This window comes from Streptomyces sp. Y7 (assembly GCF_043195415.1).
Classification (GTDB): Bacteria; Actinomycetota; Actinomycetes; order Streptomycetales; family Streptomycetaceae; genus Streptomyces.
This window is the reverse complement of record NZ_JBIDDQ010000021.1, coordinates 74,032-85,924: the sequence shown is the minus strand read 5'-3', so window position 1 is coordinate 85,924 and position 11,893 is coordinate 74,032. Positions and strand designations below refer to the sequence as shown.

At 71.6% G+C, this 11,893-nt stretch carries 11 protein-coding genes; 8 read left to right on the top strand and 3 right to left on the bottom strand.

All coding sequences use genetic code 11. The features are described from left to right. The first annotated feature begins 191 nt into the window (after nucleotides 1-191). From ACGFW6_RS34675 to ACGFW6_RS34665, 3 genes are all read left to right on the top strand, one after another. A complete protein-coding gene (locus ACGFW6_RS34675; protein ID WP_393519059.1) occupies nucleotides 192-812 on the top strand; it encodes a PadR family transcriptional regulator in 621 nt (206 codons plus the stop codon). Nucleotides 813-988: 176 nt separating this feature from the next. Then, nucleotides 989-2,092, top strand: coding sequence for an ATP-binding cassette domain-containing protein (locus ACGFW6_RS34670; RefSeq protein ID WP_393519056.1), 1,104 nt, complete (start codon nucleotides 989-991; stop codon nucleotides 2,090-2,092). After that, nucleotides 2,089-2,865 (top strand): ABC transporter permease, encoded by a 777-nt coding sequence (locus ACGFW6_RS34665; RefSeq protein WP_393519053.1) that lies wholly within the window; start codon nucleotides 2,089-2,091, stop codon nucleotides 2,863-2,865. Before ACGFW6_RS34670 ends, ACGFW6_RS34665 begins: the two co-directional genes overlap by 4 nt. A 60-nt stretch (nucleotides 2,866-2,925) precedes the next feature. Here the strand turns inward: ACGFW6_RS34665 and ACGFW6_RS34660 are convergent, their stop codons facing one another. Together ACGFW6_RS34660 and ACGFW6_RS34655 are read right to left on the bottom strand one after the other, a co-directional pair. Then, nucleotides 2,926-3,771: a siderophore-interacting protein gene (locus ACGFW6_RS34660; RefSeq protein ID WP_393519050.1), complete on the bottom strand. Its 846-nt coding sequence runs from the start codon at nucleotides 3,769-3,771 to the stop codon at nucleotides 2,926-2,928. Nucleotides 3,772-3,941: 170 nt separating this feature from the next. After that, the gene (locus ACGFW6_RS34655) at nucleotides 3,942-4,892 is read right to left on the bottom strand and encodes a 5'-3' exonuclease H3TH domain-containing protein (RefSeq protein WP_393519047.1); all 951 of its coding nucleotides are present in this window, start codon (nucleotides 4,890-4,892) and stop codon (nucleotides 3,942-3,944) included. A gap of 168 nt (nucleotides 4,893-5,060) precedes the next feature. Here ACGFW6_RS34655 and ACGFW6_RS34650 point away from each other — a divergent pair, with 168 nt between their 5' ends. The 4 genes from ACGFW6_RS34650 to ACGFW6_RS34635 all read left to right on the top strand — a co-directional run bounded on the left by ACGFW6_RS34650 (nucleotide 5,061) and on the right by ACGFW6_RS34635 (nucleotide 9,773). Further along, nucleotides 5,061-6,137, top strand: coding sequence for a glycine betaine/L-proline ABC transporter ATP-binding protein (locus ACGFW6_RS34650; protein WP_393519044.1), 1,077 nt, complete (start codon nucleotides 5,061-5,063; stop codon nucleotides 6,135-6,137). After that, a complete protein-coding gene (locus ACGFW6_RS34645; RefSeq protein ID WP_393519042.1) occupies nucleotides 6,130-7,956 on the top strand; it encodes an ABC transporter permease/substrate binding protein in 1,827 nt (608 codons plus the stop codon). The genes ACGFW6_RS34650 and ACGFW6_RS34645 overlap by 8 nt, the downstream gene beginning before the upstream one ends. 528 nt (nucleotides 7,957-8,484) lie before the next feature. Further along, nucleotides 8,485-9,054, top strand: a complete 570-nt coding sequence (locus ACGFW6_RS34640) for a helix-turn-helix domain-containing protein (RefSeq protein ID WP_019759881.1) — start codon at nucleotides 8,485-8,487, stop codon at nucleotides 9,052-9,054. Further along, entirely contained in the window at nucleotides 9,054-9,773 is a 720-nt protein-coding gene (locus ACGFW6_RS34635; RefSeq protein WP_393519039.1) for a helical backbone metal receptor, read from the top strand. The genes ACGFW6_RS34640 and ACGFW6_RS34635 overlap by 1 nt, the downstream gene beginning before the upstream one ends. On the opposite strand, the gene ACGFW6_RS34630 is transcribed toward ACGFW6_RS34635, so the two are convergent. Next, nucleotides 9,685-10,845 carry a TDT family transporter gene (locus tag ACGFW6_RS34630; RefSeq protein WP_393519036.1) on the bottom strand — a complete coding sequence of 387 codons (1,161 nt, stop codon included), beginning with the start codon at nucleotides 10,843-10,845 and terminating at the stop codon, nucleotides 9,685-9,687. The two genes, ACGFW6_RS34635 and ACGFW6_RS34630, sit on opposite strands and share 89 nt — an antisense overlap. A 70-nt stretch (nucleotides 10,846-10,915) precedes the next feature. Between ACGFW6_RS34630 and ACGFW6_RS34625 the strand changes: the two genes are divergently transcribed. Further along, nucleotides 10,916-11,839 (top strand): LysR family transcriptional regulator, encoded by a 924-nt coding sequence (locus ACGFW6_RS34625; protein ID WP_393519033.1) that lies wholly within the window; start codon nucleotides 10,916-10,918, stop codon nucleotides 11,837-11,839. The last annotated feature ends 54 nt before the right edge of the window (nucleotides 11,840-11,893 follow it).

Sequence of the window (11,893 nt, the reverse complement as noted above, 5' to 3'; positions counted from 1 at the left end):
AGCGGTGGATGGGCGGAGGGGTGCGGCGCCGAGGTGGGATCGGTGGGGCGGGGGTGGCTCCTGGTGTGGCCCCCTGCCCTCCGCGCCCTCCGCCCGGTCACGTCGCGAGACGCGATACATCGTGTCTCTTGACCGGCCCGTTCCACTCGCGATATGTTCGGCCACGGATATTCGGACGCGAGGTGAACATCATGGCCCTGAGGCGCCGCAAGCTCGGCAATCCGCTCGCGCTCGCCGTGCTGACGACGCTGTGGCAGAAGCCGATGCATCCGTACGAGATCGCCCAGACCCTGCGCCAGCAGGGCAAGGACGCCAGCACGAAGATCAACTACGGTTCGCTGTACACCGTCGTGCAGAACCTCGAGAAGCACGGCTTCGTCGAGGTCACGGAGGTGCAGAAGCAGGGCAACCGGCCCGAGCGCACGGTGTACGGGCTCACCGAGGCCGGCCGTGAGGAGATGACCGAGTGGTTGTCGGACCTCATGGCCGTGCCCGCGAAGGAGTACCCGATCTTCGAGACCGCCCTCTCGCTGATGGGCGCGCTGCCGCCGGACGAGGTGGTGCGGCTGCTGGAGGAGCGGCTCAAGGCCCTGGAGGTGCAGGCGGCGAGCGGCCGTGGAGCGCTGGAGAAGCTCTACGAGACGCTGCCGAGGCTCTTCCTGGTGGAGACCGAGTACCAACTGCACATGGTCGAGGCGCAGGCCGAGTGGGTCCGCGGCTTCCTGGAGGAGATCAGGAAGGGCACCCTGCCCGGCGTCGAACCGTGGCGGCGGTATCACGAGACGGGGGAGATGCCGCAGGAGTTCACCTAGCGCCCTGAAGAAGCAGACCCCGGCGGCGCTGTTGCAGCAGCCCCGCCAGGGTCTCGAACCCCGAACCGAGTCCGCCGTGAGGCGTGACCGGGCGATCGAGGTGCGGCACACCCAGGATAGCCCGGCGCTCCTCACGCGGATCGATCACGCATCCGCTCGACAGGAGAGCAGTCGTCATGAGCAGTACCAGCCCTGGCACCCGTGCGCCCGCGGTCGAGGCGCGCCGGCTGACCAAGACCTACGGCGAGGTCACCGCCCTCAACGGCATGGACATCACCGTCGAACCCGGCACCGTCTTCGGCCTCCTCGGCCCGAACGGCGCCGGCAAGTCCACCACCGTCAAGATCCTCACCACCCTGGCCCGCCCCGACGCGGGCTCGGCCACCGTCGCGGGCCACGACGTGCTGCGCCACCCGGACCGGGTACGCCGCGCGATCGGCGTGGTCGCCCAGAACTCCGGCGCGGACCCGGTCGCCACCGGCCGCGAGAACCTTCGACTCCAGGGCAGGCTCCACGGCCTGGGCCGTGCGGACCTCGGCCGCCGGGTCGCCGAGCTGCTCGACCGGTTCCGGCTCACCGACGCCGCCGACCGCCCGGTCAAGGGCTACTCCGGTGGAATGCGCCGACGCCTCGACGTCGCCCTCGGTCTGGTACACCGGCCCGACGTGCTCTTCCTGGACGAGCCCACCACCGGCCTCGACCCCGAGACCCGCGCCGCGATGTGGGACGAGATCGGGCGGCTGGCCGGCGAGGACGGCATGACCGTCCTGCTCACCACGCACTACCTGGAGGAGGCCGACCGGCTCGCCGAGCGCATCGCGATCGTCGACCGCGGCCGGATCGTCGTCTCGGGCACCCCGGACGCCCTCAAGGGCGAACTCCGCGGCGACGCCGTCCATGTGGAACTGCGCCAACCGGTCGGGGAGGCGGGGCGTACGCTCCTCACCGGCACACTTCGCGCACTGCCGGGGGTGTACGACGTACTGCTCGAGGGGCGCCGCGTCAGTGTGCGGGCCGACGAAGGCGCCGCGGCGATGCCCGCGCTCCTCGCCGCTCTCGAGCGCGCCGGGGTCGGCGTCGCCGCCGCGACCGTCGCCCGCCCCTCCCTCGACGACGTCTACCTGCGTTACGCGGGCCGCCGTTACGCCGAGGCCGAGGCCGATGGCCGCGAGGACCTCGTCCTCGCCGGGACCGGGTGCGCGATGAGCCTTTCGATCTCCGCCGGGACCGAGGGCGCCATGAGCGCTTCGATCCCCGCCGGCACCGGAGGTGCGCGATGAGCACCGCGATCTCCCAGACCTGGTACATGACGCAGCGTCAACTCATGGTGTTCGTGCGGCAGCCGGCCTACGCGATCATCACGCTGATCCAGCCGGTGATCTGGCTCTTCCTGTTCGGCAGCCTGTTCAAGGAGGTTGTCGAGCTCGGCGGCTTCGGCACCACGTCCTATCTCGACTACCTGGTGCCCGGCGTCGTCGTGATGAGCGCCCTCAGCTCCAACATGTGGGCAGGGATGACCACTTTGGACGAGATCCAGCGCGGCACGCTCGACCGGTTCCTGACCACGCCGGTCAGCCGGGCCGCGCTGATGAACGGCAACGTCGTCAACAACGGCCTGGTCACCGCCCTCCAGTCGGTCGTCATCGTGCTGCTCGGCCTGCTGGGCGGCGCGGACTACCCGGGCGGCGTCGTCGGCATCGGCGTCCTGGTCGTCGCCGCGGTCCTGCTCGGCACCGTCTTCGGGGCCCTGTCCAACGCGCTGGGCATGCTGGTGCGGGAGCGCGAGTCGATCATCGGCATCAACACCTTCCTGCTGCTGCCGCTGACCTTCCTGTCCTCCGCCTTCATGGCGCCGTCGCAGATGCCGGACTGGATGCGGCACATCGCCGACTTCAACCCGCTCGACTGGGCCATGGTCGCGGGCCGTTCGGCGCTGTCCGACCACCCCGACCGGAGTGACGTCCTGATCCGGGGCGGCGGGCTGCTGGCGCTGGCGATCGCCGCGGTGTGGCTGTCCATCCGGACGTTCCGGTCCTACCAGCGCTCGGTCTGACAGCAGGCGGAAGGGGCGGCACCCTCGCCGGGTGCCGCCCCTTCCGATGTGCGATCGGAGCTACGCCGCCGGCGCCGCCCCCTCCTGCTCCGCCTCGATCCGGGCGTTCCAGTCCCGCTTCGACGCCTGCCAGCCGTCCTCGTCGTGGCCGAGCCGCCAGTAGCCGGAGATGGAGAGGTCCTCACGGGAGATGCCCCGGTCGACCCGCAGCAACTGGCGCAGCTCCTTCACGAAATGCGCCTCGCCGTGCACGAACGCGTGCACCCGGCCCTCCGGGAACTCCAGCGCGCGCACCGCTTCGACCAGCGCCTCGCCGACGGGCCGCGAGCCGCGGTGCAGCCAGATGACCTCGACGTCGGAGTCGATCTTCTGCTCCTCCTCGGGGCCGGAGACCTCCACGAAGGCGTACGCGGTGGCGCCTTCCGGCAGAGACTCCAGGGAGCGGGCGATCGCGGGCAGCGCGCTCTCGTCGCCGACGAGCAGATGCCAGTCGGCGTCCGGGTCGGGGGCGTAGGCGCCGCCGGGGCCCATGAAACGCACGGTCTCGCCCGGCTGGGCACGCATCGCCCACGGGCCGGCCAGGCCCTCGTCGCCGTGAATCACGAAGTCCAGGGTCAGTTCACGATGCTCGGGATCCCAGGCCCGCACGGTGTACGTCCGCGTCACGGGCCACTGGTCGCGCGGCAGCTCCTCGCGGATGCGCTCCAGGTCGAAGGGCTCGGGGTAGCTCACCCCGGTGGGGGAGAACAGCATCTTCACGTAATGGTCCGTGCAGGTGTCCGCCGCGAACTCGGCGAGCCCCTCACCGCCCAGCACCACACGCTGCATGTGCGGGGTCAGCCGTTCGGTACGGATGACCTGCGCGGAGTGGGGCTTCCGCGGCCTGCGGGCAGGGCGTAGCGCCATCACTGGCCTCCCTCGTTCCAAGCTTAGGTTTACCTAAGTTAGCACCTCCGCCTGGGGAATGCCGCTATGAACGTTCATGGACTGGTGCATGTCGCACACTTACGGACCGAATTCCCCGCGCCACGAGCCCCATGCGTACGATCCGGGCGCACTTCACGCCCCCATCGGTCTCACGCCCCCAGCGTCACCAGGAGCCGCTGGAGCGATCCACCGAGCCCCCAGCGCGTCGCCAGCTCGTCGAGGGCCGCCGGATCCCGGGGCGTGCGCGGTAGCGCCGTGTCGATGTCGGGCAGCGGGACGTCCAGCGCGACCCGCACGACCTTCGGGGCCACGGCCACATACGGCCGCGACTCCGCCAGTCGCTTGCGCTGCGAGGGCGTGAGCTTCGCCTTCGGGTCGTCGACGGCCGCCATGATCCCGGCCAGGTCCCCGAACTCGGCCAGCAGCTTCGCGGCCGTCTTCTCGCCGATCCCGGGCACGCCCGGCAGGCCGTCGCTCGGGTCGCCGCGCAGCAGCGCCAGATCGGCGTACCCGCCGCCGTCGACGCCGTACTTCTCGCGCAGCCACGCCTCGTCGGTGAGCTGGAGCGTGCCGACACCCTTGAGCGGGTACAGCACCCGCACCCCGCGCTCGTCGTCGACCAGCTGGTACAGGTCGCGGTCGCCGGTGACGATGTCGACCCGGCCCTTCGCGCGGGCCGTGAACGTGCCGATCACGTCGTCCGCCTCGTACCCCGCGACGCCCACGCGCGCGATGCCGAGCGCGTCCAGGACGGCCTCGATGACCGGCACCTGCGGCGACAGCGTGTCCGGCACCTCCTCCTCGTCCGGCCCGACCTCGCGCTCCTCGGCGACCCGGTGCGCCTTGTAGGAGGGGATCAGCTCGACCCGCCACTCGGGCCGCCAGTCCGCGTCCATGCAGGCCACCAGCGCGTCCGGGCGGTGGTCCTTGACCAGGCGGTCGATGAAGTCGAGGAGTCCGCGCACGGCGTTCACCGGAGTGCCGTCCGGGGCCTTCACGGAGTCCGGGACGCCGAAGTAGGCGCGGAAGTACAGCGAGGCGGTGTCGAGGAGCATCAGTCGTCCGGTCACGCCACGCATCATGCCGTACGGCACTGACATCGAGCCGTTCGGTGAGCGCCGCGTTGCGCTGCGTACCCGCCCTGTGGCCTGGACCACTTGTGCGTTTGTGTGCGGAGAACCCGGGCAGGCGCGAGCCCGGAGCGACGCCTCCTGCGCAACTGTTGCGCCAGTCGCTCCGTTCCATTGCCGTCGAGACAAGAGGTACCCGTGTCATCCAGGCTTGAGGCCGACCATCTGTACAAGGTGTTCGGCAGACGACCGGACGAGGCCGTCGAGCGGCTCCGCCACGGAGCCGACCGTGAGGAGCTGCGCGCCGACGGCACCACCGCCGCCGTGATCGACGCCTCCTTCACCGTCGAACCCGGCCAGATCTTCGTCGTCATGGGCCTGTCCGGGTCCGGCAAGTCCACCTTGCTGCGGCTGCTCAACGGCCTGCTGGAGCCGACCGCGGGTCACGTCCGCTTCGACGGCCGGGACCTGACCGCGATCAGTGACCGCGAGCTGCGCGAGGTCCGCGCCAAGAAGATCAGCATGGTGTTCCAGCACTTCGCGCTGTTCCCGCACCGCAGCGTGCTGGAGAACGCCGCCTACGGCCTCGCCGTCCAGGGCGTGCCGCGCGCCGAGCGCGAGAAGCGCGCCGCCGAGGCCCTTGAGCTGTGCGGTCTGGGCGGCTGGGAGAAGTCCTGGCCCGACGAGCTGTCCGGCGGTATGCAGCAGCGCGTCGGCCTGGCCCGCGCCCTCGCCACCGACGCCGACCTGCTCCTCATGGACGAGTCCTTCAGCGCGCTCGACCCGCTGATCCGGCGGGACATGCAGGACCAGCTGCTCCAGCTGCAGAAGAGCCTGAAGAAGACGATCGTCTTCATCACCCACGACCTCAACGAGGCCATGCGCCTCGGCGACCGCATCGCCGTCATGCGGGACGGCCGCATCGTCCAGACCGGCACCGCCGAGGACATCCTCCTGCGCCCCGAGGACGACTACGTCGCCTCCTTCATCCAGGACGTCGACCGCTCCCGCGTGCTGACCGCGGGCGCCCTCATGGACACCTCGGTCACCGCCGACGCCCCGCTGTGCACCTGCGAGACCGCGACCAGCGAGACGTCGTTCGTGGAGCTGTGCGCGATCAGCGCCCGCCTGTCGCACCGCGTCACGGTCGTCGACGACGACAACCGTGTCGTCGGCGTCGTCCCGCGCCAGCGGCTGGTCGGGTTCCTCGGTGACGAGAGCGCCGATCCCTCGCCCTGCGACAACCCCGAGGGCAAGGTGATCGCCCATGCCTAGGCTGCGTCTCGGTGACTGGGTCGACTCCGGCGTCGACTGGTTGGTCGCCCACATGGGCTGGCTCTTCGACGCGATCAAGACGGTCGTGGAGGGCATGTACGACGGCCTCAACGCCGTCCTGACCGCCCCCGAGCCCCTTCTCCTCGCCGGCATCCTCGCCGTGCTCGCCTGGTGGCTGCGCGGTCTGGTCGCGGGCGTCCTCGCCTTCGCCGGTTTCGCACTGGTCGACTCGCTCGAACTGTGGGACCGGGCCATGTCGACACTGGCCCTCGTCCTGGTCGCCACGGTCATCGCCCTGGTGCTCTCGATCCCCCTGGGCATCTGGGCCGCCCGCTCCAGGACGGTCAGCGCGGCCGTCCGGCCCGTCCTGGACCTGCTCCAGACGATGCCGTCGATGGTGCTGCTGATCCCGGCCATCCTCTTCTTCGGACTGGGCACCGCCGCCGGTGTCATCGCCACCCTGATCTTCGCGCTCGCCCCCGGCGTCCGCATGACCGAGCTCGGCATCCGCCAGGTCGACGCGGAGCTGGTCGAGGCGGCCGAGGCGTTCGGCACCACACCACGGGACACCCTGCTGCGTGTCCAGCTCCCGCTCGCCCTGCCGACGATCATGGCGGGCATCAACCAGGTGATCATGCTGAGCCTGTCGATGGTCGTCATCGCCGGCATGGTCGGCACCGGCGGCCTCGGCGGCGCGGTCAACGAGGCCATCGGCCAGCTCGACATCGGCTTCGGCTTCGAGGCCGGCGTCGGCATCGTCGTCCTCGCCATCTACCTGGACCGCCTCACCGGCGCGCTCGGCGCCCAGATCTCCCCGCTCGGCCGCCGCGCCGCCGCCAAGGCGCGTGCCGCGGGCGGCATCAAGGTCTGGAACTACCGCCCGCGCCCGGTCGTCGCCGTCGCCGGCGTGGCCGCGCTGTCCCTCGTCGCGGGCGGCATGGGCGTCCTCGGCCCGGCCTCCGGCACCGCCGAGGCCTCCGCCACGGACGTCGGCAAGGGCAAGGAAGTCAAGATCGGCTACATCCCGTGGGACGAGGGCATCGCCTCCACGTACCTCTGGAAGGAACTGCTGGAGCGGCGCGGCTTCAAGGTCACCACCAGCCAGTACGCCGCCGGCCCCCTCTACACGGGTCTCGCCACCGGCCAGATCGACTTCGAGACGGACTCCTGGCTGCCCACCACGCACGCCGAGTACTGGAAGAAGTACGGGAAGCAGCTCGAGGACCTCGGTTCCTGGTACGGCCCCACCTCCCTGGAGCTGAGCGTCCCCTCGTACGTCAAGGGCGTGAAGTCCATGGCGGACCTCAAGAACAACGCCTCCAAGTTCAAGGGCAAGATCATCGGCATCGAGCCGAGCGCCGGCATGATGGGCATGCTCAAGGACACGGTCCTCAAGAAGTACGGCCTCGAGGGCACGTACGAGGTCGTGGACGGCTCGACGCCCGCGATGCTCGCCGAGCTCAAGCGCGCGTACGCCAAGAAGGAGCCCGTCCTCGTCACGCTCTGGTCCCCGCACTGGGCGTACAGCGACTACGACCTGACCAAGCTCGAGGACCCCGAGGGCGCCTGGGGCAAGGGCGACGGCGTGCACACCCTCGCCCGCAAGGGCTTCGCCGGGGACAACCCCGAGGTCGGCAAGTGGCTGAAGGACTTCTCCATGACCGAGAAGCAGCTCACGAGCCTGGAGTCGCAGATCACCAAGGCCGGCAAGGGCAAGGAGCAGGACGCGGTGCGCACCTGGCTGAAGCGGAACCCGGGCCTGCTGGACAAGTGGGCCCCGGTCGCCGGGTCCGCGCAGAAGAGCCAGGCGGCCGGGTGACCTGACGGGCCCGACCGCCACCCGAGGGGTGGGTCACGCCGTACGTTTTTCCCCTCCGTACGGCGGGCCCGCCCCTCGTGGCGTCTGCGCATAGTCACCCGGCACACTACGAAAAGGATCCGGCCAACCACGCAGCGCTAACTCACCACCTGAGCTGGGCCGTGTGAACTCCCTCTGACCGGCCCCTACTTCCCGCCCTCGCGCGCTCCCCTCCACCACCTCTCCGCCCAGGCCCGCCCATCGGCGGGGAAGAGGGAAAATGGGAGTGTGCGGACGCATGGAACAGAACAGCGGCGCTCGCGTACTGAGCGGCAGTCAGGGGCGCCACGGGGGCGCCCGGTGGGTCGCGCGGGCCGATCGGCTGGCGCGAACCTGTGGGTCGTACCTCACCCGATGTGTCGTCGATGTGACGGCCGCATGAAACGGTTTGCCGAACATGCGTAGGGTGCAGAGAACTCAACAGAAGGTGTGCGCCGGAAGTCGGGCGCGAGGACAGTGGACCGACGAGCGAAGGAGGGAGCCGGAGCGATGGGCGACCACAAAGAACAACCCCTTCGGGTGGGCGCGGCCGTACGGCGGCGACGCCGTGCACTGGACCTCACCCTCGCCGTCGTGGCCGAGCGCAGCGGCCTGTCGGTGCCCTTCCTGAGCCAGGTCGAGAACGACCGGGCGCGCCCCAGCCGCAGCTCCCTCGAAAAGGTCGCCGACGCGCTGCGGACGACCGCCGTGGAACTCCTCGCCGCCGCCGACCCCGCGTGCAGCGTCGACGTCGTGCGGGCCGACACCACCGAACTGGCGCCGGAACCCCGGACGCGGTCCCTGGTGCGCGGTCACCACCAGATGCACGCCTCGGAGTTCACCGGAGACCATGACGCGGGCCGTGAATTCCAGTACCGCAACGACCAGTTGATGTACGTCGCCGACGGCGCCGTCGAGATCGAGGCCGAGGGCCGCGCCTACCGTCTGGGACGGGGCGACACCCTGTACCTCACCGGTGGGGTACGGCACCGGTGGCGGGCGACCGTGCCGGACACCCGGGTGGTCGTCGTCGCGGTCGCCGAGCACATCGAGGCGGTCCGGGACCGGCCGGGACGCTGATGCGCGTCGTCTCCCTGGTGCCGTCCCTGACGGAGGCCGTGGCCGTCTCGGCGCCCGGCGTCCTCGTCGGCGCCACGGACTGGTGCAGCCACCCTGCCGGACTGGACGTCACCCGCGTCGGCGGCACCAAGAATCCCGAGGTGGACCGGATCGTCGCGCTCGCCCCCGACCTGGTGATCGCCAACGAGGAGGAGAACCGCGCCCCCGACCTCGATGCCCTGCGCGCGGCCGGCGTCGAGGTCCTGGTGACCGAGGTGCGGGACGTCCCGCAGGCCTTCGTCGAGCTGACGCGCGTACTGCACGCCTGTGGGGCGCCGCCCCGCCCGCGCTGGCTGGACGAGGCGGAGCGGGCCTGGTCGTCGCTGCCGGCCCCGGACCGCCGTACGACAGCGGTGGTCCCGATCTGGCGACGCCCCTGGATGGTGCTCGGCCGGGACACCTTCGCGGGCGACGTCCTGACCCGCCTCGGCGTGGACCACGTGTACGCGACGCACGACGACCGCTACCCGCGCATCCCCCTGGACGACCTGCTCGCGGCGGCCCCGGACGTCGTCGTCCTCCCCGACGAGCCCTACCGCTTCACCGCCGACGACGGCCCGGAGGCGTTCGCCGGCCGGCCCTGCGCGTTGGTCAGCGGACGGCATCTGACGTGGTACGGCCCGTCACTGGCCGAGGCGCCACGCGTGCTGGCGCGGGCGCTGCGAGCAGCGCGCCGCTGAGCAGCCCGCGAGCGGTGTGCAGGGCGGCGACGGCCCAGGCCACGACGAGCACCGCGTACAGGGCGACGGTGAGCCCCTCGTAGACGACGAGCCCGGTGTGCCGGGCCAGTGCCGCGGCGCCGGTGACACAGGTGCCGACCGGGAAGGTGAACGCCCACCAGGTCATCGCGAAGCCCATGCCGTGCCGCCGGGCGCGCACGACATGCGCGGTGGCGAGCCCGAACCACAGCAGCGCGAAGCCCATGACGGGCACGCCGTACAGCACGGCGAGAATCCCGAAGCCCTCGCTGTACGGCGCCGGGACGACACCCGGGGCGACATCGGCGAACGCGCCGACGGCGGTCGTCGACTGGCCGAGCGGGCCCAGCACCAGGAACAGGGTCGGAGTGAGGGCGAGGGGCAGCGGGCCGCCCGTGATCAGCCGGGCGAACACCAGCGGCAGCATCAGCAGGGTGGCGAGCAGACTGAGCCCGAACATCGCGACACAGGCGAGAAGCAGCGTCTCCCGGGCCTGCCCGGGCGGCAGATGCGGCACCAGCAGCGGCCCGAGCGCGGCCGACACCATCGGCGCGACGAGCGGCAGCAGCCACACGGGCGTGGCCTGCGCCGGTTCGATGCGATGGCGTACGGCCATCAGGTACGGGACCGCGACGGCCGCCGCCAGTCCGATCGCCGTGCCGGCGACGAACAGCACCGCGTCGAGCGCGACCGCCGCCGAGCCGCCTGTCCAGTCCCGGCCGACGGTGACGGCACCGCCGCCGACGGCGAGCAGGGCCATGGACAGGCAGCCGTAGAAGGGCGCCATGGACGGGTCGAGGAGGTGGGCGCGGGCCTGGTCGCGGTGGCGTGTCCAGTGCCGGGCGCGGGCGCCGAGCAGGGTGAGCAGCAGGAGGAGGGAGAGCGCCCAGACGGCCGTGCAGAGGGTGCGCAGACCGGGGACGTGGAGCGGCAGTCCGGCTCCGGCGGTGGCCACGGCGGCGGTACCCATGACGGCGGAGTACCAGTTGGGTCCGAGGTGACGGACGGTGCCGAGGCGACGGATGGGCCCGAGGTGACGGGCAGCGGTGACCATGTGCTCAGGGTCGTGGCACCGGTCGTCCCCCACCAGGGAGCGCGTCTCTATGGCGACATAAACTGGGTTTATGACTCAGGCGGCGGAGGGGCAGTTTCGCGCGGGAACCCTGGCGCACCGCGTACCGGACCTCGGCGGGCTGGAGCTGTTGCTGGCGGTGGCGCGGCTCGGCAGTCTCGGCGGGGCGGCGCGCGAGCTGGGGATCACTCAGCCCGCCGCCAGCAGCCGGATCCGGTCGATGGAGCGGCAGCTCGGGGTGGCGCTGGTGGACCGGTCGCCGCGGGGCTCCCGGCTGACGGACGCCGGGGCGCTGGTGACGGACTGGGCGCGGCGGATCGTGGAGGCGGCGGAGGCGTTCGACGCCGGGGCGCAGGCGCTGCGGGACCGGCGGGACTCGCGGCTGCGGGTGGCGGCGAGCATGACGATCGCGGAGTATCTGCTGCCGGGCTGGCTGCTCGCCCTGCGGGCCCAGCGCCCGGACACGGCGGTGTCGCTGCTCGCCGGGAACTCCGCGGCGGTGGCCGAGCGGTTGCTGGCGGACGAGGCGGATCTGGGGTTCGTGGAGGGGCTGAGCGTGCCGTCGGGGCTGGACTCCGTCGTCATCGCCCACGACAGCCTGATCGTGGTGACGGCCCCTGGGCATCTGTGGGCCCGTCGGCGGCGGCCGCTGGAGGGGGCGGAGCTGGCGAAGACCCCGCTGATCCTTCGGGAGAAGGGGTCGGGGACGCGGCAGGTGCTGGACGCGGCGCTGGGGGGTCTGGCACGGCCGCTGATCGAACTGTCGTCGACCACCGCGGTGAAGGCCGCGGCGGTGAGTGGGGCGGGGCCGGCGGTGCTCAGTGAGCTGGCGGTGGGGGAGGAACTGTCGATGCGGCGGCTGGTGGCGGTGCCGTTGGCGGACGTCTCCCTCGCGCGGGACCTTCGGGCGGTGTGGCCCACGGGGCACCGCCCGGTGGGACCGGCCCGCGACCTGCTGGCCCTGACCCGGGGCTGATCCTCTTCGCCCCCGCCGCCCCTACCCGTCCCGTCCTTCCGGGGCTCCGCCCCG

Coding starts and splice junctions, on each gene's coding strand:
- ACGFW6_RS34670 (WP_393519056.1), top strand. CDS start 989: ATGAGCAGTACCAGCCCTGGCACCCGTGCGCCCGCGGTCGAGGCGCGC.
- ACGFW6_RS34675 (WP_393519059.1), top strand. CDS start 192: ATGGCCCTGAGGCGCCGCAAGCTCGGCAATCCGCTCGCGCTCGCCGTG.
- ACGFW6_RS34665 (WP_393519053.1), top strand. CDS start 2,089: ATGAGCACCGCGATCTCCCAGACCTGGTACATGACGCAGCGTCAACTC.
- ACGFW6_RS34655 (WP_393519047.1), bottom strand. CDS start 4,892: ATGTCAGTGCCGTACGGCATGATGCGTGGCGTGACCGGACGACTGATG.
- ACGFW6_RS34635 (WP_393519039.1), top strand. CDS start 9,054: ATGCGCGTCGTCTCCCTGGTGCCGTCCCTGACGGAGGCCGTGGCCGTC.
- ACGFW6_RS34625 (WP_393519033.1), top strand. CDS start 10,916: ATGACTCAGGCGGCGGAGGGGCAGTTTCGCGCGGGAACCCTGGCGCAC.
- ACGFW6_RS34645 (WP_393519042.1), top strand. CDS start 6,130: ATGCCTAGGCTGCGTCTCGGTGACTGGGTCGACTCCGGCGTCGACTGG.
- ACGFW6_RS34630 (WP_393519036.1), bottom strand. CDS start 10,845: ATGGTCACCGCTGCCCGTCACCTCGGGCCCATCCGTCGCCTCGGCACC.
- ACGFW6_RS34640 (WP_019759881.1), top strand. CDS start 8,485: ATGGGCGACCACAAAGAACAACCCCTTCGGGTGGGCGCGGCCGTACGG.
- ACGFW6_RS34660 (WP_393519050.1), bottom strand. CDS start 3,771: ATGGCGCTACGCCCTGCCCGCAGGCCGCGGAAGCCCCACTCCGCGCAG.